This window comes from Streptomyces sp. Y1, assembly GCF_041053115.1.
GTDB classification, from domain to species: domain Bacteria; phylum Actinomycetota; class Actinomycetes; order Streptomycetales; family Streptomycetaceae; genus Kitasatospora; species Kitasatospora rubellomurina.
Window position 1 is genome coordinate 3,559,184 of the sequence record NZ_CP163445.1, and the last position, 25,734, is coordinate 3,584,917.

Here is a 25,734-nt window from a genome sequence, read left to right on the forward strand (position 1 = left end):
TGCCTGCACCGGACGGGGCCGCCTTGCCGACACCCCGCACACAATTCCTCCACATCGACCGGTGCGGTTCGGCCAATCACGGGCCCCGCGCGGCACCGCCAAGGCCCGGACCAGGCGGGACCGCCGGCTCCGGATCGCGGTCGAACGAGGCCGAACCGGCGCCCCGTTGCCGGATATTGACGAGATCCGGTCACATGGCGAGATCCGTTCACACCTTCGTGCGATCATCGCCCTACAATTCGCGACGTGACGATGACTCAGTGGTGCGCAACGGCAACCGGCGTGCTCGCCGTCCTCGCCCTGGTGGCCGCCGCGCACTACCACGCCGTGTCCGTCACCCAGCGCCGGCGCGCCGACCTGCTGCAGCGCGAACTCGCCCTCCTCCAGGGCGAACTGGACGCCGAAGTCGCCCGCCGCGGCGCCGAACTGGCCGCCGTCCAGCACGAGCAGGAGCTCACCGCCGCCGCCCAGCGGGCCTTCCTCAGCGTCGCCCGCCGCATCCTCGTCATGGCCCACGACCAGCAGGCGCTGCTCGACGAGATGGAACGCACCCACGACGACCCGGCGCTGCTGGAGGGCCTGCTCAAGGCCGACCACGCCGCCGCCCAACAGGCGCGCCTCGCCCAGACCCTGGCCGTGCTGTGCGGCGCCCGGGCCGGGCGGCACTGGCCGGAGCCCGTCCCGCTGGAGGACGTCGTGCGCGGCGCCCAGTCGCGCATCCTGCCGTTCCAGCGGGTGGTGCTGCGCAGCCGGATCGAGACCGCGGTGATCGGCGCCGCCGCGGAGGCGCTGATCCACGCCACCGCCGAACTGCTGGACAACGCCACCCGCTACTCCCCGCCCAGCACCCAGGTGTTCGTCACGGTGGTGCCGGTGCACAACGGCGCCGTCATCGAGATCGACGACTGCGGCGTCGGCATGCCGGAACTCGCCGTCGCCAAGGCCGCCGCGACCCTGGCCGGCGGCACCACCCTGGAGGTCTCCCGGCTCGGCGAGGCCCCGCAGCTGGGCCTGGCGGCGGTCGGCCGGCTCGCCGAGCAGTACGGCTTCCGGGTCACCCTCAGCTCCGCGCCCTCGCCGTACGGCGGCGTGCGGGTGGTCGTGATGCTGCCGAACGCGCTGCTCACCGAGCCGCTCCCGCCCACCGTCCCCGGCCTCGGCCCGGAGGGCCCGGCCTTCGGCTCCGCGCGCCCGGCCGGCCACCTCACCGGCCACCCCCTGGTGGAGGCCCCGCCGTCCTACTCGGCCGACGGCCCGCCCCCGCCGCTGCCCCGCCGGAGCCACCGGCGCGGCCGCCCGGGCCGCCCCGCCCAGCACGCCGCCCCCGCGCCGCCGCCCGCCCCGCCGTACCGCTCGGCCCGGGACGCGCAGGCGTTCATGGCGATGTTCCAGGCCGGGACGGCCAGCGGCCGCTCGGACGCCCGGAACCAGCCCCCGACCGACCCTTCCCGTTCCGCTTCCCCCCGACTTCCCCAGCCCGGAGAGTTCCATGACCACCACCCCTGACCTCGGCTGGCTGCTCGCCGACATCATCGCCGTGCCGCACGTCCAGCACGCCGTCGTCGTCTCCAGCGACGGCCTGGAGATCGGCCGCAGCGCCCGGATCGCGCGCGAGGACGCCGAACGGCTCGCCGCCGCCTGCTCCGGCCTGCAGTCCCTGGCCCGGGGCGTGGCGGACGGCTTCGGCGGCCAGGGCAGCACCACCCGGCAGATCGTCGTCGAGTACGGCGGCGGCTACCTGTTCATCGTCGCCGCCGGGGCCGGCGCGCACCTGGCCGTGGTCACCGGCGACGCGGTCGACGCCGGGCTGGTCGCCTACCAGATGCAGATGATGGTCGAGCGGATCGGCACCCACCTGACCAGCCCGCCGCGGTTCGACCACGCGGCGGGCGGCCTGCGGTGATCGGGCCCGTCCGGCCCTACGTCGTCACCGGCGGGCGCAGCCGGCCCACCCGGGCCGAGCTCGCCGTCGAGAGCCTGGTGAACGCGGTGCCGCGGCCGCCCGAGCTGCCCCGGCACGTGCTGCTCAACCGGGAGCACCGGCGCATCCTCGGGCTGTGCCGCAGCCTGCTGTCCGTCGCCGAGGTGGCCGCCCACCTGGGGCTGCCGCTCGGCGTGGCCAAGGTGCTGGTCGGCGACCTCTGGGACCTCGGCGCCGTCCAGGTCCTCCCGCCCGTCCCGCAGGCCGAGCGCCTGCCCACGACCCTCCTGGAAGAGGTGCTCGTTGGCCTCCGCCAACTCCGCTGAAGCCCCGGCCGACCTGCCGGCCGGGCCGCAGTACCTGCCCTCCTCGGTGCGCGGCGCGGTGAAGATCCTCGTCACCGGCCCGTTCGGGGTGGGCAAGACCACCCTGGTCGGCTCGCTCAGCGAGATCACCCCGCTGCGCACCGAGGAGGACATGACCGCCGCGAGCACCGGCGTCGACGACCTCACCGGGCTCGGCGGGAAGACCACCACCACGGTGGCGCTGGACTTCGGCCGGATCACCCTCAACTCCCGGCTGGCGCTGTACCTGTTCGGCACACCCGGGCAGCAGCGCTTCCAGCCGCTCTGGGAGGACCTCTCGCGCGGCGCGCTCGGCGCCATCGTGATGGTCGACCCGCGCCGGCTGAACGACAGCTTCGACGTCCTCGGCCGGCTGGAGGAGCAGGGCATCCCGTTCGCCGTCGCCGTCAACACCTTCCCGGGAACGCCGAGTTACCCGGAGGAGCAGCTGCGCTCGGCGCTCGACGTGCTGCCCGACGTGCCGCTGCTGTTCTGCGACGCCCGCGACCGCCGGCAGTCCTACGACCTGCTGATCGACTTCGTGGACCACCTGCACCGCAGCTCGCTGCTGGAGCTGGGCGGATGAGCGCGCCCGACGCGTTCGGCGGGAACGGCTGCCCGATCGGCCCCGGCGGCGGCGAACTCCCGTACGGCGCAGGCCGATCCGCCCCCGCGGACGGCCCGCCGACCGGGCTGTACGGCGCCGCCGTCGCCGAGGACCCGCACGGCCTGTACGCCCGGATGCGCGAACGCCACGGCCCGGTCGCGCCGATCGAGCTGGAGCCCGGCGTCGAGGCGTGGCTCGTGCTCGGCTACCCCGAGCTGCTCGAACTCACCCGCAACGACGCCCTGTTCTCCAGCGACTCGCGGCACTGGCGGGTGCCCGCCGAGGGCCGGCTGGCCCCCGACTCCCGGCTGCGGCCGATGACCGCCTGGCGGCCCACCCTGCTCCACCTCGACGGCGCCGAGCACCAGCGGCTGCGCGCCGCCGTCTCCGACACCCTCGCGCAGATCGACCACCACCAGCTGCGCGAGACCACCGAGGCCGCCGCCGACAGCCTGATCGACGGCTGGGGGCCGGACGGCACCGCCGACCTGGTCGCCCGGTACGCCCGCCCGCTGCCGGTGCTGGTCTTCACCCAGCTGCTCGGCCTGCCCTCCGGGGCCGGGCCCCTGCTCGCCGAGCTGATCAGCCACATCGTGGACAGCGGCCCCCGGTCGGTGCGCGCCGGCACCGAGTTCCAGGCGATCATGCACGACCTGGTGCGCCGCCGCCGGGCCACACTCGGCGCCGACCTCACCTCCTGGCTGCTCGCCCACCCGGCCGGGCTGACCGACGAGGAGGCCGTGCACCACCTGGTGGTGCTGATGATCGCCGGGAACGAGACCTCCATCAACTGGATCGGCAACACGCTGCGGCTGCTGCTCACCGACCGGCGCTTCCGCACCACCCTCGCCGGCGGCCGGCTCACCGTCTCCGACGCGCTGGAGGAGGTGCTGTGGCGCGACCCCCCGATGCAGAACCTCCCCGGCCGCTGGGCCACCGCCGACACCGTGCTCGGCGGCCGGTACGTCCGGGCCGGCGACATGCTGGTGCTCGGCCTGGCCGCCGCCAACGCCGACCCGGCCGCCCAGGGCCTGGCCTCCGCCGCGCAGGGCGCGCTGGGCGGCAACCGGGCCCACCTCGCCTGGGGCGCCGGCCCGCACGTCTGCCCGGCCCAGCACCCGGCGCGGATCATCGCCGAGACCGCGCTGGAGACCCTGCTGCACCGCCTGCCGGACCTCCAACTCGCCGTGCCGCCGAGCGACCTGACCTGGCGGCCGTCCCCGTGGTCGCGGGCCCTGACCGCCCTGCCGGTGCTGTACAGCGCCTTCACCCCGCCCCGGCCGCCCGCCGCCGACCGGCCCGCGTGGACACCGCCGCAGACGGCCCCGCGGCCCGGCGAGCACCGGTCCGGCCCGACCCGCCCGGACGGGGCCGGCCCGGCGGGAACACCCGGCTCCGGGGCGCCGGGCCGGCCGTCCTGGTGGGACTCCGTGGCGGGGTGGTGGTCCGGGCGGTGACCCGCCGCGCCGTCGCCCGGGAACGAGCCGATCGGGTCGTTCCCGGGCGACGGCGGACGGACCCTGCGGGTGACGGTCCGGCCCGCCCGGTTACCTCGGGGCGGCCCGGGTCGTTCGGCAGGGCATGAAGAAACTCGCCACCCTGGCCGCCCTCACCATGGCGGGCCTCGCCCTCGCCGCCCCGGCGGCGTCCGCCACCACCCAGACCGCCACGTCCCCGGACGCCACCGGCGGCCTCACCGACGGGATGAACCTCTCCCCCGCCGACCTCGCCCTGCAGACCGCGGGCAAGCTCCACCTCCCGGTCGTCAGCCACACCGCCGACGAGGTGGAGGCGGTCGGCACCAACCAGATGAGCCACCCGGGCCTCAGCGGGCAGATCGGCTGACCCCGCGCGGCCTCAGGCCTCCGGGCCTGTCGTCAGGGGCGACCGACCGACCCCCGTCCGGTCGGCCGCCCCTCGCCGTGCCCGGGAGCGGTCAGCCCGCCGAGAGGTCGTTCAGCTCCTGGTAGCCCAGCCCGTCCGCCAGGGCGGTGTACGTGCCGTGCCCGTACACCTCCTCGGCGGCCCGGCGCACGGCCGCGTACGCCGTCTCGGCCAGGCCCGGGCCCAGGCTGATCCGGGCCACGCCCAGCTTCGCCAGCTCGGCCACCGGGAGGCAGCCCGGGCCGGCCAGCACGTTCAGCGGCGCGGGGACGGCCGCGACCAGCGCGGCGATCGTCTCCGGGTCGTCCACGCCCGGCACGAACACGCCGTCCGCGCCCGCGTCGAGGTACAGCTTCAGCCGGCGGACCGCCTCGTCCAGCCGGCCCTCCGGCTCGCCGATCCCCCGCAGGAACACGTCGGTGCGCCCGTTCAGGTAGGCCGGGACGCCGGCCGCGTCCGCCGCCGCCCGGGCCGCCGCGATCCGCTCGGCGGCCTGCTCGGCCGGGTACTCCGCGTCCTCCAGGTTGAACCCGACCGCGCCGGTGGCGAGCAGCCCGGCGACCGTCCCGCCGACCCCGGCGGCGGTGTCGGCGAAGCCGCTCTCGATGTCCGCGGTGACGGGCAGGGCGACCGCCCGGGCCACCTGGGCGGTGCGCACCAGCACCTCCTCGCGGTCCGCGCCGCCGCCGTCCGCGCTGCCCAGCGACCAGGAGACGCTGGCGCTGGCCGTGGCCACCGCCTTCGCCCCGGCGGCCGCCACCAGACGGGCGCCCACCGCGTCCCAGACGTTCGCCAGCACCAGCGGGTCGCCCGGGCGGTGCAGTTCCCGGAGCAGCCGGGCCTTCTCCTGCTGGTCGTTCATGTCCGTCCGTCTCACTTCGCGGCCGGGCTGAGGCGGGTGGCCACGCCGATCCGGTTCCAGGCGTTGATGGTGGCGATCAGGGCGATCAGCTGGGCCAGCTCGGCCTCGTCGAACTGCGCTGCGGCCTCGGCGTACACGGCGTCCGGCACGTGGCCCTGGGTGAGCAGGGTGACCGACTCGGTGAGGGCCAGCGCGGCGCGCTCGCGGGCGGTGAACCAGGGGGTCTCGCGCCAGGCCGGCAGGGAGAGCAGGCGGTGGTCCTGCTCGCCGTTCGTCCGGGCGTCGGTGGCGTGCATGTCGATGCAGAAGGCGCAGCCGTTGATCATCGAGGCGTGCACCTTGACCAGCTCGGCGAGGTCCGGGTCCAGGCCCTTCCGGGAGGCGCGGTCCACGGCGAACATCGCCTGGTAGTACTCGGGGGCCAGCTGGGGCATCGAGAGGCGCTGCGCGGGCGCGGGGACCGGGGCGTCGGCGGGCGCCCCGGTCGCCCCGGTCGTCACGGTGTCGGTCGTCGTCATGCGGCCAGCCTAGGAAACCGCTGGCCCGCTGTCCTGGTGTGATCGACGCGCGTTTCCTTGGGCCACTTCCGGCCCGCGAACGTGCGTGCGAGGATCGACGACAGGATCGGATCAGGGGGAAACCAGCTCGTGTGCACGGCGTTCGTCAGCATAGAACCAGGCTCCGCGGTACCGGTACTGCTGCTCTCCGTCCGGGACGAGTACCTCGGCCGCGACTGGCTGCCGCCCGGCCGCCACTGGCCGGACCGGCCCGGGCTGGTCGGCGGGCTCGACCTCGCCGCCGGCGGCACCTGGCTCGCCGTCGACCCCGAACGACGCACCGCCGCCTGCCTGTTGAACGGCTTCGGCCCGCTCGCCCCGGCCCACTCCCGGCTCTCCCGCGGCGCCCTGCCGCTCACCGCCGTCCGGGACGGCGGCATCGGCCACCTCGACCTCACCCCGTACGACCCCTTCCACCTCGTCCAGGTCCGGCCGGACGGCGCCCGGGTCACCAGCTGGGGCGGCCGCGGGGAGCCGGAGGAGCACGAACTGCCCACCGGGCTCAGCGTGATCATCAACGACGGGCTGGAGGGCCTGGCCGCCAGCCGCACCGGCTCGGAGCGGGTGCGCGCCCTGATGGCCGCCCGCGCCGCGCACTTCCGGGCCCGGTTCGACGCGCTCCCCCGGCCGCGGCCGACCGCCGACGGAACCGCCGAACAGGCCTGGGGCGACTGGCTGCCCGTCGTCACCGGCGACGGGCTGGCGCTGGACGCGGACGCGGCGCTCATCCAGCGGCGCGACTTCGGCGACGGACGGCTCTGGGGCTCCTCCTCCGTCTCCCTGCTCGCCCTCGGGCCGGAGCTGCTGCGCTACGACTTCGCCGCCGCGCCGCTGCCGGACGGGCCCGGCTGGCAGCGGGTCGCGCTCGGCTGACACCCGGCGGGGGCGGCGCGCGGCAGGGGCAACGCGACGCAGGGGCAACGCTCGCCGCCGGAAAAGGACTTGCACCTGACGCAACGGCAGGCGGCAGGGTGGGGTCGTCGATCCCGAGGAGGCCCCCGATGGACCCCGTCCACCCAGCGCGTTCACCCGAACCGGGCCGCGTTCTCCGCGCCCTGCCCGCCGTCCTGACGGTCGCCCTGCCGCTGCTGGGCCTCCCGCTCGCGGCGACCGCCCTGCTGCTGCTCAGCGGCGCCGCGCACCGCACCGCGCCGACCACGGCCCTGCTCGCCTCGCTGGCCGCCGCGCTGCTCGACCACCTCGACCTCGGTGTCCTGCAGCCGTACGCTCGGTGAATTTCTGATCGTCGGCCTGCCGGGCGTCTACAGGTCGGTAGTAGCTTCGCGGGGGCCCCGGTATCGGCCGGCCGCAGATCCCGAGCGAAGGTGCGCGATGTCCACCCTGACCTACCCGGAAGCGATAGGCGTCGGCCTGCTGCAGGGTGTGACGGAACTCTTCCCGGTCTCCAGTCTCGGCCACAGCATCCTGCTCCCGGCCCTGCTCGGTGGGAAGATCCAGCGGGACCTCGACATGACCGCGGACGGCTCCTCCTACCTCGCCGCGCTGGTCGCCCTGCACCTGGCCACCGCGCTCGCGCTGGTGGTGTTCTTCTGGCGGGACTGGGTCCGGGTGGTCAGCGGCCTCGTCAGCTCCGCCCGGCACCGCCGGGTGCGGACCCGGGACGAGAAGCTCGCCTGGCTGCTGATCATCTCCACCATCCCGGTCGGCATCGCCGGGCTCGTCCTGGAGAAGGCCCTGCGGCACGCCCTCGGCAAGCCCGTCCCGGCCGCCGTCTTCCTCGCCCTCAACGGGCTCGTCCTGCTCGGCGCCGAGCGCCTCAAGCGGGGCGGCACCGGCCGCCGCCGCGCCGGGCTCGCCGCCCCCGTCGACGAGCCGGGCACCGACGACCCGGCGGTCGCCTCCGACGCCCGGCTGACCCGGCTCAGCTTCGGCCAGGGCGCCTGGATCGGCGCCGCCCAGATCCTCGCCCTCTTCCCCGGCGTCTCCCGCTCCGGCGTCACCATGAGCGCCGGCATCCTGCGCGGCCTCCACCACGAGGACGCCGCCCGCTTCTCCTTCCTCCTCGCCACCCCGGTCATCCTCGCCGCCTCGGCCCTGAAGGTCCCCGAGCTCTTCAAACCGGAGAACTCCGACGTCCTCGGCCCCGTCGCCGCCGGCAGCGTCGCCGCCTTCGTCGCCGGCTACGTCTCGGTCCGCTTCCTCACCAAGTACTTCGAGACCCGCAGCCTCACCCCGTTCGCCGTCTACTGCTTCCTGGCCGGCCTCGGCAGCGCCGTCTACCTCTCCGTCTGAACCACCTGCGCCGTCCCCGCTCCGGGCCGCCCGAAACCGGCCGCCCGAACCGGCCGAATCCGCGAGAACACCGCCGCCTGGTCGGCCGGTTCGCGAGTAGGCTCACCGGGGAGGAGAGGAGCCGCCCATGAGCCAACCCCTGCCGGAAGGCGCCGAGACCATCCCTCGCCCCGACCGGACCCCGACCGCGCTCAAGGCCGCGCTCGCCGTCCTCGCGCCGGACCGGCTGCCCGAGATGGTCGACGGCCAGACCAGGGCGATGGCGGAGGCCATCGAGGCCGGCAGCGTGCGCCCGATCCACGCCTTCGTCGCACACTGGGCGGCCGTGGTGGAGATCGAGCGGATCCCGGAGTCCGCGAAGGCTTACCACCGGGCGAACTACCTGGCCAACCACGCCCCCTCCGTCGCGGAGTGCCGGGCGCACGCCGTCGAGGTCGCCGAGCTCTACCGCTCGGCGTTCGCGGCCGTGAACGGGTGAACGGGTGAGCTGGGCCTGGGAGTACCTCCCCAGCGCGGAGCACGTCACCGCCGGCGCCCCGGCCGGTTTCCTCGCGGCCGTCGAGTCCAAGGCCGACGAACTCGTCCGGGCCGCTTCGGCGCTCTACCTGGACGGCACGGCGTACCAGGGCAGCGGCGAGCCGATGCGTTACGTGGACGTCGCCGGCGGCCTCTTCGCCTACTACGTGGTCCCGCGCCTGGAACTCGTGGTGGTCTGCCAGGTGACCGCTCCCCCGGCCTGACCGGGCCGCCCGACACCGGTCGGACGGCCCGGAGTGCGTTCAGGGGGTGGGGGCGAGGGCGGCGAGGCGGGTGGGGTCGGTGAGGATGTCGAGGCCGGTGATGCGGCCGGCGTGGATGGTGAAGGACATCACCGAGAGCGGGCGGCCCTCGGCGTAGGAGACGACGCCCGGGGAGCCGTTGACCAGGACCAGGCGGGCCTCGGCGGCGAAGCGGGCGAAGGTGATCGCCTGGGAGGCGACCTCGGCCGCGCCGCGGCGCAGGACGCCGGGCACCAGGGTGCCGCCGTCCGAGCGGGCCAGGACGTCCGGGTCGAGGACGGTGAGCAGGGCCTCGAAGTCCCCGCCGCGCGCGGCGGCCAGGAAGGCCTCCACCACCTGCTGCTTGCGGCCGGTGTCGGTGTCGGCGGCCGGGGTGGCGCCCTGGACGCGGCGGCGGGCGCGGCTGGCCAGCTGGCGGGTGGCGGCGGAGGTGCGGCCGAGCACGTCGGCGATCGCGTCGAAGGGCACCTCGAAGAGGTCGTGCAGCACGAAGGCCACCCGCTCCGCCGGGGACAGCGTCTCCAGGACGACCATCAGCGCGAGGCCGACCGAGTCGGCGACCAGGATCTCCTGCACCGGGTCGAGCGCCACCAGGCCGCCGATCACCGGGTCGGGCAGCCGGACCCGGCCGTCCTCCTCGGGCAGCGGGTCCTCCTTGCGGGAGGCGCGGGAGCGCAGCTGGTCCAGGCAGATCCGGCCGACCACGGTGGTCAGCCAGGCCCCGAGGTTGCGCACCTCGCTGACGTCGCTGCGCTCCAGCCGCAGCCACGCCTCCTGGACGGCGTCCTCGGCCTCGGCGACCGAGCCGAGCATCCGGTAGGCCACCGACCGCAGTTGGGCCCGTTCCGCCTCGAAACCGTCGGCCAGAAAGTCTTTCCCGGTCACCTGTCACATCCTCGCGTCGGCATCCGTCGATTCGATGACGGACGCTAACGAAGAGGAGACCGCGGTGACCACCGCCAACACCAGCACCACCGGCACCACCGGCACCACCACCGCCCGCATGAAGAACCCCGCCTACGTCCTGCCGGACGCGATGAAGGGCATCCGCACCATCTTCACGTCGCTGTACCAGGGCGGCGTCGCCCCGAAGCTGCTGGAGCTGGTCCACCTGCGGGCCAGCCAGATCAACGGCTGCAGCGCCTGCGTGTTCGGGGGCGTGGACAGCGCGAGGAAGCACGGCGTGACCGACGACCAGCTGCACGCGCTGGTCGCCTGGCGCGAGGCCCCGTTCTTCTCCGACGAGGAGCGCGCCGCGCTCGCCCTCACCGAGGCCGCAACCCGGATCGCGGACCGCTCCGGCAAGGCCGTCCCGGACGAGGTCTGGGACGCGGCCGCCGACCACTTCGGCGAGGAGCAGCTCTCCGCGATCATCCTGATGATCGGCCTCACCAACTTCTTCAACCGGATCAACACCACCATCGAGGAGCCGGCCGGCACCACCTGGGGCTGAGCGCCCGCCAGCGGGCGAGAATGGAGTCCGTGAACGGCTCCTGGACCTCCTTCGGCGGCGACCTGCACCTGGACCTCACCGAGCGGCGCGCCGCCGGTGCCGGGCTGCGGGCCGCCCTGGAGGACGCCCTGCGCGAGGCCGTCCAGGACGGCCGGCTCGCGGCCGGCACCCGGCTGCCGTCCTCCCGGGCCCTCGGCGAGGACCTGGGGATCGCCCGCAACACCGTGGTCGAGGCGTACGGCCAGCTCACCGCCGAGGGCTGGCTCAGCTCCCGGCAGGGCTCCGGCACCACCGTCGCCCAGCGGTCCGCGCCGGCCCGCGGCCCCCGCGGCGCCCGGCCGGGGCCGCGCCCGCCGGTCTTCCGGCACGACCTGATGTCCGGGCGCCCCGACCTGTCGCTGTTCCCCCGCACCGCCTGGCTGGCCGCCGCCCGCCGGGCGCTGGCCACCGCCCCGCACGAGGCGTTCGGCTACGGCAGCCCGCTCGGCCGGATCGAACTGCGGGAGGCGCTGACCCACTACCTGGCCCGGGTCCGGGGCGTGCGCACCGACCCGGACCACCTGCTGATCTGCACCGGCGTCTCCCAGGGCCTCGGCCTGCTCTGCGCGGCGCTGCGCGAGCGCGGCGCCCGCGGGCTCGCCGTCGAGGGGTACGGGCTGCCGCCGCAGCACGCCGTCGCCCGGGCGGCCGGGCTGGCGATCCGCCCGCTGCCGCTGGACTGCGACGGCGCCCGGGTGGACCGGCTGGACGAGCGCAGCGGCGCCGTCCTGCTCACCCCCGCCCACCAGTACCCGACCGGCGCGGTGCTGTCCGCCGAGCGCCGGGCGGCGGCGGTGCGCTGGGCGCGCGAGCGGGACGGCTACGTCGTCGAGGACGACTACGACGGCGAGTTCCGCTTCGACCGGCAGCCGCTCGGCGCGATGCAGGCGCTCGACCCGGAGCGGGTGGTGTACGCCGGGACGGCCGCCAAGAGCCTCGCGCCGGGCCTGCGGCTGGCCTGGCTGGCCCTGCCGGACGACCTGGTGGAGCCGGTCGCCCGGCTGAAGCGGCGGGCGGACACCATGTCCCCGGTGCTCGACCAGCTGACCCTGGCGGAGCTGATCACCTCCGGGACGTACGACCGGCACGTGCGACGGTGCCGCCTGCACTACCGGCGCCGGCGCGACCGGTTGGTCGCCGCGCTGGCCGAGCACGCCCCGCGGGTCGAGGTGACGGGCATCGCCGCCGGGCTGCACGCCGTGGTCCAACTGCCGCCCGGCGCGGGCTCGGAGGCCGAGCTGCTGGCCCGCGCCGAGGCCGCCGGGATCTCGCTGAGCGGGCTGGTCTGGCACCGCGCCGAGCCGGACGAGGAGTCGGACGCCGAGCCGGACGGCGAACGCGCCGAGTCCGGCCCGGCCCTGGTGATCGGCTACGCCACCCCGCCCGAGCACGCCTTCCCGGCGGCCCTGGCGGCGCTCTGCGAGCTGCTGCGCGAGCGCTGAACCCGCCTGCCCACGGGGCTACTTGTTGCGGCTGCCCAGCTGGAACAGGAGGATGATGAAGCCGGCGAAGGCGTGGCAGCCGACTGTGTAGATCACCAGGCGGAGGTAGATCCGCTTGTTGGCCCACTTGCCGGCGTCCATGGTCTTGGGACCGGCGGCGGTGTCGGGCGCGGCGGGACCGGCGGCCGAGGTGGCGGTCGTGGCGGTGGCGGTGGGATCGGCCATGGGGATCTCCTCCAAAGGAACTGACGAGGGGTCAGTGGATCGCTGCGGGCCCGCCGCCCAGGCAGAGCTCGCCGCCCGGGCTCTGCAGCAGGGTGTGGACGAAGAGCAGTTCGACACCGCCCTCGGACTCGGCCGCGATGCAGTGCGGGGTGAGCGAGTCGTAGTGGGCGGAGTCGCCGGGGCCCAGCTGGTGGACGCGGTCGCCGAGGGTGACCCGGAGCGTGCCGCTCAGCACGTACAGCCACTCCTCGCCGGGGTGCACCCGAACCACCGCGTCCTGCACGCCCGGCGGCACCTGCACCCGCAGCGCCTGCATGGCGCGGCCGGGGGCGCCGGCCCGCCGGTAGCCCCAGCCGCCGGCCCGGCCGGGCTCGATGGCACCGCCGCGCACCACCGGGTCGGGCTCGGCGACGGTCTCGCCGAGCAGTCCGGAGACGGAGGTGCCGTAGGCGCGGGCGAGGCCGAGCAGGACGGGCAGCGAGGGCTGCCGGCGGCCGGTCTCCAGCCGGGACAGATAGGCTGGGGAGAGACCGACCCGCGCGGCCGCGACCTCCAGGGTGAGGCGGCTGCTGAGCCGGTGCTCGCGCAGGCGGGCGGCGAGGCCGGCGACCTCCTGGTCGTCGATCCGGTCGCCGGCGGCGTCCGCGCCGGTGGGGCTGCTGGTCATGTGACCAGTGGACACCCGGCCTGCCGCACAGGCAAGAAATGTGCCTCAGAGGCAAACCCGTTTCGGCCCACTCAGCTCCCGCTCGCGCTCGCGCTCACGGCCGCGGGATGTTGCGCAGGTTGCTGCGGGCCAGGTCGACCATCCGGCCCACCCCGCCGTTCAGCACCGTCTTCCCCGCCGCCAGCGCGAAGCCCTTCAGCTGGGCGGCGGTGATCCGCGGCGGGATGGACAGCGCGTTGGGGTCGGTGACCACGTCGACCAGCGCCGGCCCCGGCCGCTCCAGCGCCTCCGCCAGCACCTCCCGGACCCGCTCCGGCTCGGTGACCCGCTTGGCGGGGATGCCCATCGCCCGGGCGATCCCCGCGTAGTCCACGTCGCCGTTGTCGATCTCGTACTCCGGATAGCCGGAGACCAGCATCTCCAGCTTGATCATGCCGAGCGCGCCGTTGTTGAACACCACCGTCTTCACCGGCAGCCGGTGCTTGACCGCGGTGAGCAGTTCGCCGAGCAGCATGCCGATCCCGCCGTCGCCCGCCATCGCGATCACCTGCCGCCCGGGGCAGGCGAGTTGGGCGCCGATCGCGTGCGGCAGGGCGTTCGCCATCGAGCCGTGCAGGAAGGAGCCGATCACCCGGCGCCGGCCGTTCGGCGTCAGGTAGCGGGCGGCCCAGACGTTGTTCATGCCGGTGTCCACGGTGAACACCGCGTCCTCGGCGGCGACCTCGTCCAGCACCGCGGCCACGTACTCGGGGTGGATCGGCAGGTGCTTCTCGATGCCCCGGGTGTACGCGCCGACCACGTCCTCCAGCGCACGGCAGTGCTTGCGCAGCATCCCGTCCAGGAAGGCGCGGTCCCGCCTGGCGTCCAGCAGCGGCAGAACGGCCCGCAGGGTCGCGGCGACGTCCCCGTGCACGGCCAGCTCCAGCGCGGTGCGGCGGCCCAGCCGGGTGGCGTCGTGGTCGACCTGGACGGTACGGGCCTGCGGCAGGAACGAGTCGTACGGGAAGTCGGTGCCGAGCAGCAGCACCAGGTCCGCCTCGTGCAGCGCCTCGTGGCAGGCGCCGTAGCCGAGCAGGCCGCTCATGCCGACGTCGTACGGGTTGTCGAACTGGATCCACTCCTTGCCGCGCAGCGAGTGCCCGACCGGCGCGTTCAGCGCCTGCGCGGCGGCCATCACCTCGGCGTGCGCGTCGCGGACGCCCGCGCCGCAGAACAGCGCCACCCTGCGGGCCGCGTTCAGCAGCCGGGCCAGCTCCTGCACCTGGGACCACGGCGGCGCGGCGACGGCCTGCTCGGTGAGGAAGTGGCTGCTGCCGGTCGGCCCGGCGGCGGGCAGCGCGGCGACGTCACCGGGGAAGGCGAGCACCGAGACGCCGTGCGAGCCCAGCGCGTGCTGGATCGCGACCCGCAGCAGGCGGGGCAGCTGGGCGGGGGCGGACAGCATCTCGCACCAGTTGCTGCAGTCGGTGAACACCCGTTCGGGGTGGGTCTCCTGGAAGAAGCCGGTGCCGATCTGGCCGGACGGGATGTGCGAGGCGAGCGCGAGCACCGGCAATCCGCTGCGCTGGGCGTCGTACAGGCCCTGGATCAGGTGGGTGTTGCCGGGGCCGCAGGAGCCGGCGCAGACGGCGAGCCGGCCGCTCAGCTCGGCCTCGGCGGCCGCCGCGAAGGCCCCGGCCTCCTCGTTGCGCACGTGCACCCAGCTGATGCCGTCCGCCCGGCGGATCGCGTCGACGACGGGGTTCAGGCTGTCGCCGACGACGCCGTACACCCGCTCCACCCCGGCCTGCCGGAGCACCTCCACCATCTGTTCGGCCACGCTCGCCACAGGTACTCCCTGTTTTCGTCACTCGCGACGGGGGTCGGCACGGATCACCTGCACCCTCCGGCGCTCGGGTCCGCTCCGCACCCGGAGCGGACCCGAACGGGTGAACTACTCCGCCGCCAGGTGGTCCTGCTGCCCGAGCTTGCCGATGGCCAGGCCCGCCTGCGGCTGCCGGCGGGCGGGTTCGCGGCCGGGCGGCTGGACGCAGCGCTCCTGGGCGGGCGGGACGGTGGTGGGCAGGGTGACCGGGGAGCCGGCCTTGACCTGGACGGGCTCGCCGTCGTGCCGCAGGTGCAGCACCTCGCCCCGGCGCAGCGTGTACGTCGTCCCGTCGTGGGTGATCCGGACGCCGAGCAGGTGCCCGCGGACCATCAGCGAGAAGCTGAGCTTCATCAGCCCGGCGGGCAGCCGGGGCCGGAAGGCGAGCGTCTCGTTGTGGTCGCGCAACCCGCCGAAGCCGGCGACCAGGGCGATGCAGGCCCCGGCGAGGGAGGCCATGTGGAGGCCGTCGCGGGTGTTGCCGCCGAGGTCGTGCAGGTCCATCAGCGCCGCCTCCGCCGTGTAGTCGTAGGCGAGGTCGAGCTGGCCGACCTCGGCGGCGATGACGGCCTGGGTGCAGGCGGAGAGGGAGGAGTCGCGGACGGTGAGGCGCTCGTAGTAGGCGAAGTTGCGGGCCTTCTGCTCGTCGGTGAAGGCGTCGCCGCGGACCTGCATGGCGAGGACCAGGTCGGCCTGTTTGACGACCTGCTTGCGGTACAGGTCGAAGTACGGGTAGTGCAGCAGCAGCGGGTAGTTCTCGGCGGGCGTGTTGTCGAAGTCCCAGACCTGGTGGTGGGTGAAGCCGTCGGCCTGCGGGTGGACGCCGAGGTCGGCGTCGTACGGGAGGTACATCGCGGCGGCGGCGTCGCGCCAGGCGGCGGTCTCCTCGGTGTCGACGCCGAGGTCGCCGGCCTCGCGCGGGTGGCGGACGGCGGAGTCGGCGGCGGCGCGCAGGTTCGTCTGCGCCATCAGGTTGGTGAAGACGTTGTTGTCGGCGACGGCGCTGTACTCGTCGGGGCCGGTGACGCCTTCGATCCGGAACCTCCCGGCGGCGTCGTGGTGGCCGAGCGAGCGCCACATCCGGGCGGTCTCGACGAGGAGTTCGAGCCCGTACTCGCGCTCGAACTCGACGTCCCCGGTGGCCCGGACGTAGCGGACCACGGCGGCGGCGATGTCGGCGCCGATGTGGAACGCGGCGGTGCCGGCCGGCCAGTACCCGGAGCACTCCTCGCCGCGGATCGTCCGCCAGGGGAACACCGCGCCGGCCAGGCCGAGTTGGGCGGCCCGTTCGCGGGCGAGCGGGAGGGTGGTGTGCCGCCAGCGCAGGGCCTGGTTGACGGCGCCCGGCAGGCAGTAGGTGAGCACCGGCAGGACGAAGGTCTCGGTGTCCCAGAAGCTGTGCCCGTCGTAGCCGGGGCCGGTCAACCCCTTGGCGGGGATGGCCCGTTCCTCGCTGCGGGCGCCGGCCTGCAGGACGTGGAAGACGGCGAACCGGACGGCCTGCTGGAGTTCGACGTCGCCCTCGATCTCGATGTCGCTGGTCTCCCAGAACTGCCGCAGGTAGTCGGCCTGTTCGGCGACGAGGCCGTCCCAGCCGGTGTACCGGGCGGCGGTGAGCGCGGCCTCGACCTGGTCGCGGACAGCGGGCAGCGAGCGGGTGCCCGACCAGCCGTAGGCGATGAACTTGACCAGCCGCAGCCGCTCTCCGGGTTCGAGCACGGTGGTGACGCTGATCCGGCAGTGGTCGGACTCGGCCTCGGCGACGGTGTCGAGCCGGTCGGGACCCTCGATGATGTGGTCCATCCCGGCCGCGACCCGGATGCCGCTGTAACGGGTGCGGTGCACCAGGACGGCCTTGGCGCCGCTCGCGTGGTGCGCCTCGGGCTGCAGCGGGGCCTCCAGGACGGCGGCGGCGCGCGGGTCGCCCTCGGGGCCGCCGGGCAGCTGCTCGTTGGCGACGAGTTCGGACTGCAGCACGATCCGCACCGGCCCGTCGACCGCCTCGACGCTGTACTCGACCGCGGCGACGGCGCGCTGGGTGAGCGAGACCATTCGGGCGGAGCTGACCCGGATGGTCCGGCCGGCCGGGGAGGTCCATTCCGCCTCCCGGTGCAGCAGGCCTTCGCGGAAGTCCAACCAGCGCTTGTGGCTGAGGAGTTCGCCGTAGCGCAGGTCGAAGGGCTCGTCGTCGACCAGCAGTCGGATGATCTTGCCGTTGGTGACGTTGATGACGCTCTGGCTGGACTCCGGGTAGCCGTAGCCGCCCTCGCCGTACGGCAGCGGGCGCAGTTCGAAGACGCCGTTGAGGTAGGTGCCGGGCAGGCCGTGCGGCTCGCCCTCGTCGAGGTTGGCGCGCAGGCCGATGTGCCCGTTGGAGAGCGCGAAGACGGATTCGGCGCGGGCCAACGAGGCGAGGTCCAGGCCGTGTTCGGCGACCTGCCAGGGGTCGACGGCGAAGTTGTCGGAGGCGGTCATCGCGGGCCTTCCTCTCCCGGCAGCGGCGGGGCCGCGGACAGCAGGTCGGCGAGGTCGGCGACGACCACGGTGGCGCCGTCGCGGCGCAGTTCGGCGGCCTGGCCGGTGCGGTCGACCCCGACCACGGCGCCGAAGCCGCCGGCCCGGCCGGACGCGACGCCGGCGAGCGCGTCCTCGAAGACGGCGGCGTGCGCGGGCTCGACGCCGAGGGCGCGGGCCGCGTACAGGTAGGTGTCGGGGGCGGGTTTGCCGGGCAGCCGCTCGCGGGTGGCGACCACGCCGTCGACGATCACCGGGAACAGCTCCAGCAGGCCGGCGGCCCGCAGCACGTCCCGGCAGTTGGCGCTGGAGGAGACCACCGCGCGGGGCAGTCCGAGCGCGTCCAGCCGGCGCACGTAGGCGACCGAGCCGTCGTACGGCTGGACGCCCTGCTCGTGGATGAGCCGCAGCACGGTGTCGTTCTTGGCCCGGCTGATCCCCTGCACGGTGCGGGCGTCGGGCGGGTCGTCCGGGGTGCCCTCGGGCAGGTCGATGCCCCGGCTGTGCAGGAACGCCCGGGTGCCGTCCAGCCGCGGGCGGCCGTCCACGTAGGTGTCGTACTCGGCGACGGCGTCGAAGGGGACGAACGGGCCGCCGGTGCGGGCGGCTTCGGCGCGCAGGAAGGCGTCGAAGGTGTCCTTCCAGGCCGCGGCGTGCACCTTCGCGGTCTGGGTGAGCACCCCGTCGAGGTCGAAGAGGAAAGCGCGGATGTCGTCCGGTAGCCCCAGCATGGGTGCAGTCTTACCCGGCTCGGCCGGGGAACACCGGGAAGCCGCCCTTTTCCCGGCGGCGCGTCGCGGGAAGGGCGGCTTCCGTTCGCCTCTGGTCACCCGGCGTTCGTCAGGGCGAGTCCGGCAGTTGCGCCTCGGGGGCCTGGATGACGGCGAAGGCGGCGCCCTGCGGGTCCCGCACGACGGCCATCCGGCCGGACTGCATGTCGAACGGCGGCTGGATCACCGAGCCGCCCGCCTTGACCAGGGCGTCCACGGTGGAGTCGGCGTCGTCCACCGAGAAGTAGGTCATCCAGTGCGAGGGGGTGTCGCCGGACAGGTAGCCGGGGATCGCCTGCATGCCGCCGACCGTGCGGTCGCCGACGTTGAGCGAGTAGTAGCCGTCCATGCCCTGGATGGTGGCCGGGCGCAGGCCGAGCGCCGGGTGGTAGAAGCGGCCGGCGGCACCGGTGTCGGAGGTGTTCAGCTCGTTCCAGACCAGCGCGCCGGGCTCGTTGACCACGCCGGCGCCGATGAAGTCCATCGCCTGCCAGACGCCGAACACCGCGCCGGTCGGGTCGGCGGCGACCAGCATCCGGCCGATCGCGCCGACGTCCATCGGCTCGTACAGGACGGTGCCGCCGGCCTCGGTGACGGCCCGCATGGTCGCGTCGGCGTCGTCCGAGGCGAGGTAGGTGGTCCAGGCGACGGGCGGCAGCGGCTGGCCCTCGGGCGCGGACTGCGTCATGATCCCGGCGACCGGGCGGCCGTTGAGCGTGCACACGGCGTAGCCGCCGAACTCGGCCGGGCCGGCCTCGCCCTGCCAGCCGAACAGGTCACGGTAGAAGTCGAGCGCGGCCTGCTGGTCGCTCGCCATCAGGTCGATCCAGCACGGGGTGCCGGGCTTGTACGGATCGGTGACTACGGGCATTGCTGGGCCTCCCGGAGGCGGTGGTGGCCGGCTGGGGTCGTCGGGCGGGCGCCGCGCGGCCCGACCGGTACGGCCACGCGCGCACGGCGGTACACCGCCCACCATCGGCCCGCCGCCGCGATCCCGCCACCGGACGGCGCCCGGCGGGCGAACCTCGCCCGGCCGGGGCGCCGTGGCCCTGCCCCGTGGTGACGCTCAGCCGCCGCTGCCGTACGAGGTGTTGGCGCAGATGTCGTCGTCCGCCGAGCGGGCGTCGTTGGTGACGGTGGTGGGCAGCGGCTGCGGGGCGGCCGGGGTGCCCGGGGCGGCGCCGGGGGTGCCGGAGGCCGTGCCGCCCATGCCGTTGGCGGCCGCGAAGTCCTGGCCGACGATCACCGACACGCCGCGCCCGCTGCCGGCCGAGAGCTCGGCGCCCGGGAACAGCGCGGCGACCTTCTCGGCGTTGGCCTTCTGCCCGGCGCCGTACTCGACCGTCGTGGTCTTGTACTTGGTGCTGGGCCCCTGGCCGGCCGTGACGGCGTTGAACTTGGCGCCCTTCAGCACCTCGGTGCCCTTGCCGGCCAGGCCGTTGTTGCTCGTGCCGTTGTAGACCGAGACCTTGATCGAGGCGTTGGCGGCGTCCCCGGGCGGCGGGGGCGGGGTGGTGGGCGCGGCCGGGGTGCTCTGGGTGCCGGGGGCGTCCGGCTGCTGGCCGGTGGCGTTCTGGCCGTCGATGGTCTGGTCGGCCTTGAGGATGTCCCAGAGCTTGTTGGCGTCCGGCTGGACCAGGTCGAGGTCCTTGTCCTGGGTGCGGTAGCGCCAGGGCGCGGTCACGAACTTGAGGTCGTGCATGTCGATGTTCTTCAGCGACAGGCCGAAGGAGATCAGCTTGTCCGCGGAGTCCAGCCCCGGGTCGACGGTCAGCGACTTGGTGGCGGCGTCGGCCAGCGGCAGCAGGTTGGTGGGGCTCAGCCCCTCCTTCTTGATCTTGGTGGCGAGCGAGCTCAGGAAGGCCTGCTGGCGCTTCATCCGGCCGATGTCCGAGCCGTCGCCGATGCCGTGCCGCAGCCGCACGTAGTCGAGCGCCTGCTGGCCCTGGACGGTCTGCTTGCCCTGCGGCAGGACGAGCGCGCCCTTCTTCGGCAGCTTGGGGTTGATGTCGCCCTCGTAGATCGGCTGCGGCAGGCAGATGTCCACGCCGTTCACGGCCTTGGTCATCGCCGCGAAGCCGCTGAAGTCGACCACCATGGTGTGGTCGACCCGGATGCCGGTGATCTTCTCCACCGTGTTCTGGGTGCAGGCCGGGTTGCCGTCGTCGCTGCCGCCGGTCGAGAAGGCCGCGTTGAACAGGTCGATGCCGCCGCCCTTGGTCCACTTGCCGTTGGGCAGCTTGCAGGACGGGATCGGCACCTTCGCGTTGCGCGGGATCGAGATGCCCACGGCGTGCTTGTGGTCGGCGTAGACGTGCAGCAGGATCGTGGTGTCCGAGCGGGCGCCGCCGTCCTCGCCGCCGCCGAGGTCCGCGTTGTTCTTGCCGCGGCTGTCCGAGCCGATCAGCAGGATGTTGACCGGCTTGTTGCCGTCCGCGTCGGCCTTGGCCTCCGGCGGGCGGTCGGTGGCTATCGCGTCGGCGTCGAAGGACTTGATGTTGGCGTTCAGCTTCAGGTAGATCGCGCCGCCCGCGCCCGCGATCAGCACCAGCACGCCGGCCGCCGACCAGGCGACGATCTTCTTGACGTTCCGCTTCGGCTTGCCGCCGCGCCGGGCCGCCGCCCGTCCGCCGGTCGTGCCCGCGCCGCCCTTGGCGTCCTCGCCGCCGCCTCTGCCGCCCTTGCCCTGGGCCGCCCGGCGGGCCTCGGCCCGACCGCCGGCGCGCGGCGACGGCACGGCCGAACCGCCCGTGGTCGAGACCGCGCCGGGGGCGTCCTCGTCCCGATCCGGGCCCTCGCCCCACTGTCCTGACATGCGCGTACCTTTCACCGACGGAAGCGACGCCCCGGACGAACTGGCGCACCGCACACACAGGAGACCGACCCGATCGGCTCCAGGTTGCACATACGAACGTCGATACAAAACGACGAGCGTGGCTTCCGATCATATTTAGGGCTCTTGCGGTCACGAACCTCCGGTCCACCAGCAGCCCCGGTGGCACGCCCCGCAGCCCCCGACAGAACCGGCGAAAACGGTCGATTCCGGCGTGACCCACGCCACTTCGGCCACGCGCGACCGGAGCCGGCAGCCGTAGCCGGTCCATCAGGTCCGCCGTCGTCCGACGGGTCGTGCGCGGCGACCGGCCCCGGCCGAGCACGCGCGGCAACTCCCGCTCCCGGCCCGCCAGTCCCTGCTCGTCGCGCCCCGGCGGGACGCCGTCCGCCGACTCCTCCGGCCGTTCATGACGAAGGGCGCCCTCCCGACAGGAGGACGCCCGGGCCGCAAGCACGTTCACACGGTGGGCCACCAGGGGCTCGAACCCTGAACCTACGGATTAAAAGTCCGCAGCTCTGCCAATTGAGCTAGTGGCCCGCGGCTCTCGGACCCGGCGTGCCGGGCGGGGAGGGCCACCGCGATCCTACCCGTTGGGGGGTGGGGCTCCGCCAGTGGATTGGGCGGGCGTGGCGGGCCTCCGGGCGCTCAGGCCGGCGGCCGGTAGTGAGCGGCGCGGACGCGTCGGAGCCAGGCCTCGGCGGGGCGCCGGTCGGGGGCGTCGGGCAGGACGCCGGGGCGGGAGAGGCGTTCGGCGGCCGCGGCGAGGAGGAGTTCGGCGGAGTCCGGACGGTCGGCGATGCGTTCGCCGAGCTCGCGGACGCGTTCGGGGTCGGGCAGGCGGATCAGGTGCCGGCCGGTCTCGTGCAGGCGGACGGCCTGTTCGGTCAGCCGGACGAGGTGGCGGGCGTGCTTGGCGGCCCGGCGGCGGGCGGCCGGCTCGGCGGTGTCGCGGGTGAGCAGTTTGCGGAACTGCTGGTCGGCGTAGCCGAGGTAGGCCCTGCGCACGGCCGGGGCGCTGAGGAACGTCGAGCGGATGGCGACGAGTTCGGCGCCGAGCGGGGTACGGGTCTCGTACAGGTCGTCGGGCAGCCAGACGAGCTCGGAGGCGGTCGGGTTGCAGTTCAGCGCCAAGCGGCACCACTTGGCGGCCTCGTGCAGGGTGAGGTCGGGCGCGGTGGTGACGTACGACTCGGCCGGGCGGTCCAGGCCGTGCAACTCCTCGGTGGGGGTGGCGAACAGGCCCAGCCGGTCGACGTCGGAGCCGGCGTGGGCGAAGCCGTAGGCGGTGGAGCCGACGATGCCGGCGAGCAGGACGGTCCCGGGGGCGCCGGCTCCGGGGGACACGGGCGGGGGCGTGGACGCGGGCAAGGTCGGCTCCTCTCGGGTAGGTCGGCCGGGTACCGCATCCTCTCCGGCGGGCTTCGCCGCGGCCACCGAATTCCGGCCGCACGCTCCCGCTGGATGATCGAACTGCCGTGTAGCGTACGGAACATGTCGACCACCAACGATCCCGAAGAGGTCCTGCTCGTCACCGGTGGCGGCCGCGACATCGGCGCCGCCACCGCCCTGCTGGCCGCCCGGCGCGGCTACCACCGGGGCGTTCCTGGAGGTGTCCGGCGGGCGCTGAGCGGGCGCTGGGCGGGCGCTGAGCGGGCCCCGTGCGCAGGGCGGCGGGAAACCGGCGGACGCCCAGCGGCCTCCCCCGGTTTCCTTCCCCCGGGCCCGCCCCGCCCGTACGGTGGGGCACATGACCGACGCCTTCATCGAGATCCCCGGTGTGCGCAACTTCCGTGACGCGGGCGGGATCGGCGGCCTCCGCCGCGGTGTGCTGTTCCGCTCCGGCTCCTTCCACACCCTCACCGAGGAAGGCGCCCGCCGCCTCAAGGCCCTCGGCCTGCGCACGGTGATCGACCTGCGCAGCCCCGTCGAGCTGGAGGTCTGGCCGGACCAGCGGCACGGGCTCGATCTCGACTCCGTCAACCTGCCGACCCTGCCGGCCAACCGCGAGGACGTCGACCAGCCCTGGCCCGAGGACCAGGCCGCCCTCTACCCGTTCATGGCCGAGACCGGCGGCCGCTCGATCGCCGGCGTCGTCCGCCTGCTCGCCGACCCGGCCACCGGCCCGGCCGTCGTGCACTGCGCGGTCGGCAAGGACCGCACCGGCCTGACCATCGCCGTCCTGCAGTCGCTGCTCGGCGCGGACGAGGACGAGATCACCGCGGACTTCCTGCGCTCCAACCTCGGCCTCGGGCTGGACAAGGGTCCGGTCCCGTACGTCGACGAGACCGGCACCGAGCGTGTCTCCCGCCCGGTCGGCGCCGAGCACCTGGCCTCCGCGCTCGACACCATCCGCACCCGGCACGGCAGCCTCCCCGCCTTCCTGGCGGCGCACGGCGTCACCGAGGACGAACTCGCGGCCCTGCGCGCCAACCTGTCCTGAGCGTGCCCGCGGGCACGCTCAGTCCCGCCGCTCGAACCGCCACCACTGCGCGGGCGAGTCGACGTCCTCCCACTGCCGGACGGCGTCCTCGGGCGGTTCGGCGGCGGTGAGCGGCTTGCCGCTGATGAAGCTGGTGACGGTGTAGGTGCCCGGGGCGTCGACGTGGGCTTCGAGCAGCCACTCCTGGGCGCCGAAGGCGTTCGCCGACCACTGCTGGATCGGCACGCCGTCCTCGGTGGCGGCCCCGGTGACGTCGAGGCGCTTGCCGCTGCCGGCGTTCTCGATGTGGACGAGCGCGCCGCCCGGGTGGACGGCGGTGAGCTGCCACAGCTGGGCGTCGGAGCCGTCGTCCGCGCCGACGCGGACCTTGGCGCCGCTGCGCTTGGAGGCGTCGGCGACCTCCAACAGCAGGCCGGTGCCGACGTTGCGGATCAGGTAGCGGCCGTCGGTGATCGCGAGGTTGGTCACGATCGCAGTCTCCCACCGGGGTCCGACAGACCGCCGCGCAGCGGGCCGCCCTCGTGGGCCTCGTAGCCGAAGACGGCGGCCGGCACCGCCGCCACCGCGCCGACCTGGTCGAGCGCGGACGCCTGCGGCAGGCTGAGCGCCGCCCTCCCATCCGGCCTGGTGGGGACGGCATTTGACGCGGTCACCGCGCGAGCATCCGTCACCGGTCCGAATTCCGGGGAGGTTTCCGGTGAACGGGCTCCGCCGCCTATGCTGCGGCGAATGTCCATCGATCAGACGCCCTCGCACCGCCGTCCGCCCGCTCTCCTCGACGCGGTCGCCGAGTTGGAGGCCGTGGTCGCGGCCGGGGAGGACGAGCACGTCGGCCGGGCGCTGGCCGAGCTGGGCGGCCTCTTCGGCGCGGCCGGGCCCGACGAGCAGCGGGCGGCCGGCCCCCGGCTGGCGGCGCTGCTGCCGGGCACCCCGCCGTTCCCCCGCGCCCACCTGGCCATGATGGTCGGCGCCTGCGTCGAGCAGGGCGCCGACCCGGTGGCCTGCGCGGGCCCGGTGCTGGCCGGCCTGCGCGGGGCGCTGACCGGCGCGCAGCGGCTGGTGGAGCGCTGGGCGCGGACGGGCGGCGGCGAGCTGCCCGACCCGATGGAGGACGACCCGGCCGAGGCGCACGCGCGGATCGAGGACCCGCGGCAGCTGGACGAGTGGCACGCCTTCCTGGCCGTCGCCGGCTGGTGGACGCTGCACCTGTGGCAGATGGCCGCGTTCGCGGTGTACGCGCACCCGCCGGTCCGGGCCGAGGCCCGCGCCTCGGGCGTGACGGAGGTGCTGCTGGAGCTGATCGGCCGCTACGAGGGCGACAACCACGACTTCCGGGGCCTGACCCACCTGGCGCAGGTGCTCGACGACGAGCCGCTGCTGGTCCTCGACCGCCCGAGCGGCACCGGCTACCTGCTGCGGATGAGCGGCCTGAGCGACACCTTCCAGCTGCACACCCTGCTCGCCGACGTGCTGATCGGCGGCGGCCACCTGCCCGGCGCCCCGCAGGACCCGGAGGTGGTGGCGCTGGCCCGCACCGCGTTCGTGGACGGCCGCCGGCTGATCGCCACCGGCGCGTTCAACCTGGTCGCGCCGGACGGCTCCTGGCTCTGGAACGAGGGGACGCCCGCCGACGTCCCGCTGCTGGACGGCGTCCGCACCCTGGTGCTGGAGCCGCTGCCGTACGAGCGCACCTGGACGGCCGGGCGGTTCCTCCAGGAGCTCCCGGGGGACCTGCGGCTGGAGCGGGTGCTCGACCCGGCGGAGGCCGCCCGGCTGCTGGCCCGGACGGTGCCGGGCGTGTCCACGGCCGCGGCCTTCGGGTAGCGCCCCGCCCCGGCGGCCCCCGGACGCCCCGAGGCCCCCGGCGGCCGCCGTGTTCGGCGCGTTAGGGTCGGAAGCCGACGAAGCCCCTACCGAGTGGAGCCGACGATGGCGAAGGTCCCGAACGCGCTGGTGTCCGCCGCGCCCGCCGCGCTGACCGCGGCGAGCGGTCTGGTCGGCGGCTACGGCGTCGCCCGCTGGAGCGGCCGGCGCGAACTCGGCGGCGCGGTGCTGGCGGTGGCCGGCGCCGGGGCGGCCGCGCAGTGGCGCCGCAGCGCGGGCACGGGCGCCGCGGCGGCGCTGACCGGCCTGTACGTGGCGGCCTTCGGCGGCTCGCACCCGCTGGCGAAGCGGATCGGTGCCTGGCCGGCCGTGTTCGCCGTCACCGGCGTGGTCGCGGCGGCCTCCACCGCCGCGACGGTGCTCGGCGCCCGCAAGCGGTAACGCCCCCGCCCC

29 protein-coding genes and 1 tRNA gene are annotated in these 25,734 nt (G+C 74.8%); 16 read left to right on the forward strand and 14 right to left on the reverse strand.

The window, feature by feature from the left end; all coding sequences use genetic code 11:
- Window positions 1-252: 252 nt before the first annotated feature.
- The 6 genes from AB2U05_RS15000 to AB2U05_RS15025 all read left to right on the forward strand — a co-directional run bounded on the left by AB2U05_RS15000 (window position 253) and on the right by AB2U05_RS15025 (window position 4,717).
- Window positions 253-1,506 (forward strand): sensor histidine kinase KdpD, encoded by a 1,254-nt coding sequence (locus AB2U05_RS15000; protein WP_244178972.1) that lies wholly within the window; start codon window positions 253-255, stop codon window positions 1,504-1,506.
- Window positions 1,490-1,903: a roadblock/LC7 domain-containing protein gene (locus AB2U05_RS15005; protein WP_045701779.1), complete on the forward strand. Its 414-nt coding sequence runs from the start codon at window positions 1,490-1,492 to the stop codon at window positions 1,901-1,903. The genes AB2U05_RS15000 and AB2U05_RS15005 overlap by 17 nt, the downstream gene beginning before the upstream one ends.
- The gene (locus AB2U05_RS15010) at window positions 1,900-2,247 is read left to right on the forward strand and encodes a DUF742 domain-containing protein (protein WP_045701777.1); all 348 of its coding nucleotides are present in this window, start codon (window positions 1,900-1,902) and stop codon (window positions 2,245-2,247) included. Before AB2U05_RS15005 ends, AB2U05_RS15010 begins: the two co-directional genes overlap by 4 nt.
- Window positions 2,225-2,851, forward strand: a complete 627-nt coding sequence (locus tag AB2U05_RS15015; RefSeq protein ID WP_078860647.1) for an ATP/GTP-binding protein — start codon at window positions 2,225-2,227, stop codon at window positions 2,849-2,851. Before AB2U05_RS15010 ends, AB2U05_RS15015 begins: the two co-directional genes overlap by 23 nt.
- Window positions 2,848-4,329, forward strand: a complete 1,482-nt coding sequence (locus tag AB2U05_RS15020) for a cytochrome P450 (protein ID WP_369183446.1) — start codon at window positions 2,848-2,850, stop codon at window positions 4,327-4,329. Before AB2U05_RS15015 ends, AB2U05_RS15020 begins: the two co-directional genes overlap by 4 nt.
- A gap of 124 nt (window positions 4,330-4,453) precedes the next feature.
- Window positions 4,454-4,717: a hypothetical protein gene (locus AB2U05_RS15025; RefSeq protein WP_045701775.1), complete on the forward strand. Its 264-nt coding sequence runs from the start codon at window positions 4,454-4,456 to the stop codon at window positions 4,715-4,717.
- Between the two features lie 91 nt (window positions 4,718-4,808).
- On the opposite strand, the gene AB2U05_RS15030 is transcribed toward AB2U05_RS15025, so the two are convergent.
- Both AB2U05_RS15030 and AB2U05_RS15035 read right to left on the reverse strand, forming a co-directional pair.
- Window positions 4,809-5,618: an isocitrate lyase/phosphoenolpyruvate mutase family protein gene (locus AB2U05_RS15030; protein ID WP_045701773.1), complete on the reverse strand. Its 810-nt coding sequence runs from the start codon at window positions 5,616-5,618 to the stop codon at window positions 4,809-4,811.
- A gap of 11 nt (window positions 5,619-5,629) precedes the next feature.
- Window positions 5,630-6,136, reverse strand: a complete 507-nt coding sequence (locus AB2U05_RS15035; RefSeq protein ID WP_369183447.1) for a carboxymuconolactone decarboxylase family protein — start codon at window positions 6,134-6,136, stop codon at window positions 5,630-5,632.
- Window positions 6,137-6,265: 129 nt separating this feature from the next.
- Between AB2U05_RS15035 and AB2U05_RS15040 the strand changes: the two genes are divergently transcribed.
- From AB2U05_RS15040 to AB2U05_RS15060, 5 genes are all read left to right on the forward strand, one after another.
- Complete coding sequence (locus AB2U05_RS15040) at window positions 6,266-7,048, forward strand: NRDE family protein (protein WP_369183448.1); 783 nt, start codon at window positions 6,266-6,268, stop codon at window positions 7,046-7,048.
- A 128-nt stretch (window positions 7,049-7,176) separates the two neighbouring features.
- Window positions 7,177-7,410, forward strand: a complete 234-nt coding sequence (locus AB2U05_RS15045; protein WP_369183449.1) for a hypothetical protein — start codon at window positions 7,177-7,179, stop codon at window positions 7,408-7,410.
- A gap of 97 nt (window positions 7,411-7,507) precedes the next feature.
- Complete coding sequence (locus tag AB2U05_RS15050) at window positions 7,508-8,428, forward strand: undecaprenyl-diphosphate phosphatase (protein WP_045709653.1); 921 nt, start codon at window positions 7,508-7,510, stop codon at window positions 8,426-8,428.
- Window positions 8,429-8,555: 127 nt separating this feature from the next.
- Window positions 8,556-8,906, forward strand: coding sequence for a hypothetical protein (locus AB2U05_RS15055; protein WP_045701763.1), 351 nt, complete (start codon window positions 8,556-8,558; stop codon window positions 8,904-8,906).
- A 4-nt stretch (window positions 8,907-8,910) separates the two neighbouring features.
- A complete protein-coding gene (locus tag AB2U05_RS15060; protein WP_045701761.1) occupies window positions 8,911-9,168 on the forward strand; it encodes a hypothetical protein in 258 nt (85 codons plus the stop codon).
- Window positions 9,169-9,207: 39 nt separating this feature from the next.
- Here AB2U05_RS15060 and AB2U05_RS15065 read toward each other — a convergent pair whose 3' ends face one another.
- Window positions 9,208-10,092, reverse strand: a complete 885-nt coding sequence (locus AB2U05_RS15065) for a sigma-70 family RNA polymerase sigma factor (protein ID WP_045701758.1) — start codon at window positions 10,090-10,092, stop codon at window positions 9,208-9,210.
- Between the two features lie 118 nt (window positions 10,093-10,210).
- Between AB2U05_RS15065 and AB2U05_RS15070 the strand changes: the two genes are divergently transcribed.
- Both AB2U05_RS15070 and AB2U05_RS15075 read left to right on the forward strand, forming a co-directional pair.
- Window positions 10,211-10,660 carry a carboxymuconolactone decarboxylase family protein gene (locus AB2U05_RS15070; protein WP_045701806.1) on the forward strand — a complete coding sequence of 150 codons (450 nt, stop codon included), beginning with the start codon at window positions 10,211-10,213 and terminating at the stop codon, window positions 10,658-10,660.
- Between the two features lie 29 nt (window positions 10,661-10,689).
- The gene (locus tag AB2U05_RS15075; protein WP_369183450.1) at window positions 10,690-12,141 is read left to right on the forward strand and encodes a PLP-dependent aminotransferase family protein; all 1,452 of its coding nucleotides are present in this window, start codon (window positions 10,690-10,692) and stop codon (window positions 12,139-12,141) included.
- A gap of 18 nt (window positions 12,142-12,159) precedes the next feature.
- Here AB2U05_RS15075 and AB2U05_RS15080 read toward each other — a convergent pair whose 3' ends face one another.
- From AB2U05_RS15080 to AB2U05_RS15120, 9 genes are all read right to left on the reverse strand, one after another.
- Window positions 12,160-12,366: a DUF6126 family protein gene (locus AB2U05_RS15080; protein WP_045701754.1), complete on the reverse strand. Its 207-nt coding sequence runs from the start codon at window positions 12,364-12,366 to the stop codon at window positions 12,160-12,162.
- A gap of 31 nt (window positions 12,367-12,397) precedes the next feature.
- A complete protein-coding gene (locus AB2U05_RS15085; protein WP_045709656.1) occupies window positions 12,398-13,033 on the reverse strand; it encodes a helix-turn-helix transcriptional regulator in 636 nt (211 codons plus the stop codon).
- Window positions 13,034-13,127: 94 nt separating this feature from the next.
- Complete coding sequence (locus AB2U05_RS15090) at window positions 13,128-14,861, reverse strand: pyruvate dehydrogenase (RefSeq protein ID WP_279616852.1); 1,734 nt, start codon at window positions 14,859-14,861, stop codon at window positions 13,128-13,130.
- Between the two features lie 105 nt (window positions 14,862-14,966).
- Entirely contained in the window at window positions 14,967-17,372 is a 2,406-nt protein-coding gene (locus tag AB2U05_RS15095) for a glycoside hydrolase family 65 protein (protein ID WP_369183451.1), read from the reverse strand.
- Entirely contained in the window at window positions 17,369-18,142 is a 774-nt protein-coding gene (locus AB2U05_RS15100; RefSeq protein ID WP_369183452.1) for an HAD family hydrolase, read from the reverse strand. Before AB2U05_RS15100 ends, AB2U05_RS15095 begins: the two co-directional genes overlap by 4 nt.
- A gap of 109 nt (window positions 18,143-18,251) precedes the next feature.
- Complete coding sequence (locus AB2U05_RS15105; RefSeq protein WP_369183453.1) at window positions 18,252-19,052, reverse strand: VOC family protein; 801 nt, start codon at window positions 19,050-19,052, stop codon at window positions 18,252-18,254.
- Between the two features lie 195 nt (window positions 19,053-19,247).
- Window positions 19,248-20,996: an LCP family protein gene (locus tag AB2U05_RS15110; protein ID WP_369183454.1), complete on the reverse strand. Its 1,749-nt coding sequence runs from the start codon at window positions 20,994-20,996 to the stop codon at window positions 19,248-19,250.
- 485 nt (window positions 20,997-21,481) lie between these two features.
- Window positions 21,482-21,554, reverse strand: a tRNA-Lys gene (locus AB2U05_RS15115).
- Between the two features lie 108 nt (window positions 21,555-21,662).
- Window positions 21,663-22,385, reverse strand: coding sequence for a nucleotidyltransferase domain-containing protein (locus AB2U05_RS15120; protein WP_369183455.1), 723 nt, complete (start codon window positions 22,383-22,385; stop codon window positions 21,663-21,665).
- A 379-nt stretch (window positions 22,386-22,764) separates the two neighbouring features.
- Here AB2U05_RS15120 and AB2U05_RS15125 point away from each other — a divergent pair, with 379 nt between their 5' ends.
- Window positions 22,765-23,457 carry a tyrosine-protein phosphatase gene (locus AB2U05_RS15125; protein WP_045709659.1) on the forward strand — a complete coding sequence of 231 codons (693 nt, stop codon included), beginning with the start codon at window positions 22,765-22,767 and terminating at the stop codon, window positions 23,455-23,457.
- Between the two features lie 18 nt (window positions 23,458-23,475).
- On the opposite strand, the gene AB2U05_RS15130 is transcribed toward AB2U05_RS15125, so the two are convergent.
- Both AB2U05_RS15130 and AB2U05_RS15135 read right to left on the reverse strand, forming a co-directional pair.
- On the reverse strand, window positions 23,476-23,925 hold the full coding sequence (locus AB2U05_RS15130; protein ID WP_369183456.1) for an RICIN domain-containing protein: 450 nt from the start codon (window positions 23,923-23,925) through the stop codon (window positions 23,476-23,478).
- A complete protein-coding gene (locus AB2U05_RS15135) occupies window positions 23,922-24,110 on the reverse strand; it encodes a hypothetical protein (protein WP_369183457.1) in 189 nt (62 codons plus the stop codon). Before AB2U05_RS15135 ends, AB2U05_RS15130 begins: the two co-directional genes overlap by 4 nt.
- A gap of 76 nt (window positions 24,111-24,186) precedes the next feature.
- Here AB2U05_RS15135 and AB2U05_RS15140 point away from each other — a divergent pair, with 76 nt between their 5' ends.
- Window positions 24,187-25,281, forward strand: a complete 1,095-nt coding sequence (locus AB2U05_RS15140; RefSeq protein ID WP_045701739.1) for a hypothetical protein — start codon at window positions 24,187-24,189, stop codon at window positions 25,279-25,281.
- A 105-nt stretch (window positions 25,282-25,386) separates the two neighbouring features.
- Window positions 25,387-25,722 carry a hypothetical protein gene (locus AB2U05_RS15145; protein ID WP_208615542.1) on the forward strand — a complete coding sequence of 112 codons (336 nt, stop codon included), beginning with the start codon at window positions 25,387-25,389 and terminating at the stop codon, window positions 25,720-25,722.
- The last annotated feature ends 12 nt before the right edge of the window (window positions 25,723-25,734 follow it).

Coding starts and splice junctions, on each gene's coding strand:
- AB2U05_RS15000 (WP_244178972.1), top strand. CDS start 253: ATGACTCAGTGGTGCGCAACGGCAACCGGCGTGCTCGCCGTCCTCGCC.
- AB2U05_RS15005 (WP_045701779.1), top strand. CDS start 1,490: ATGACCACCACCCCTGACCTCGGCTGGCTGCTCGCCGACATCATCGCC.
- AB2U05_RS15020 (WP_369183446.1), top strand. CDS start 2,848: ATGAGCGCGCCCGACGCGTTCGGCGGGAACGGCTGCCCGATCGGCCCC.
- AB2U05_RS15025 (WP_045701775.1), top strand. CDS start 4,454: ATGAAGAAACTCGCCACCCTGGCCGCCCTCACCATGGCGGGCCTCGCC.
- AB2U05_RS15030 (WP_045701773.1), bottom strand. CDS start 5,618: ATGAACGACCAGCAGGAGAAGGCCCGGCTGCTCCGGGAACTGCACCGC.
- AB2U05_RS15035 (WP_369183447.1), bottom strand. CDS start 6,136: ATGACGACGACCGACACCGTGACGACCGGGGCGACCGGGGCGCCCGCC.
- AB2U05_RS15045 (WP_369183449.1), top strand. CDS start 7,177: ATGGACCCCGTCCACCCAGCGCGTTCACCCGAACCGGGCCGCGTTCTC.
- AB2U05_RS15050 (WP_045709653.1), top strand. CDS start 7,508: ATGTCCACCCTGACCTACCCGGAAGCGATAGGCGTCGGCCTGCTGCAG.
- AB2U05_RS15055 (WP_045701763.1), top strand. CDS start 8,556: ATGAGCCAACCCCTGCCGGAAGGCGCCGAGACCATCCCTCGCCCCGAC.
- AB2U05_RS15070 (WP_045701806.1), top strand. CDS start 10,211: ATGAAGAACCCCGCCTACGTCCTGCCGGACGCGATGAAGGGCATCCGC.
- AB2U05_RS15080 (WP_045701754.1), bottom strand. CDS start 12,366: ATGGCCGATCCCACCGCCACCGCCACGACCGCCACCTCGGCCGCCGGT.
- AB2U05_RS15085 (WP_045709656.1), bottom strand. CDS start 13,033: ATGACCAGCAGCCCCACCGGCGCGGACGCCGCCGGCGACCGGATCGAC.
- AB2U05_RS15095 (WP_369183451.1), bottom strand. CDS start 17,372: ATGACCGCCTCCGACAACTTCGCCGTCGACCCCTGGCAGGTCGCCGAA.
- AB2U05_RS15100 (WP_369183452.1), bottom strand. CDS start 18,142: ATGCTGGGGCTACCGGACGACATCCGCGCTTTCCTCTTCGACCTCGAC.
- AB2U05_RS15105 (WP_369183453.1), bottom strand. CDS start 19,052: ATGCCCGTAGTCACCGATCCGTACAAGCCCGGCACCCCGTGCTGGATC.
- AB2U05_RS15110 (WP_369183454.1), bottom strand. CDS start 20,996: ATGTCAGGACAGTGGGGCGAGGGCCCGGATCGGGACGAGGACGCCCCC.
- AB2U05_RS15125 (WP_045709659.1), top strand. CDS start 22,765: ATGACCGACGCCTTCATCGAGATCCCCGGTGTGCGCAACTTCCGTGAC.
- AB2U05_RS15140 (WP_045701739.1), top strand. CDS start 24,187: ATGTCCATCGATCAGACGCCCTCGCACCGCCGTCCGCCCGCTCTCCTC.
- AB2U05_RS15145 (WP_208615542.1), top strand. CDS start 25,387: ATGGCGAAGGTCCCGAACGCGCTGGTGTCCGCCGCGCCCGCCGCGCTG.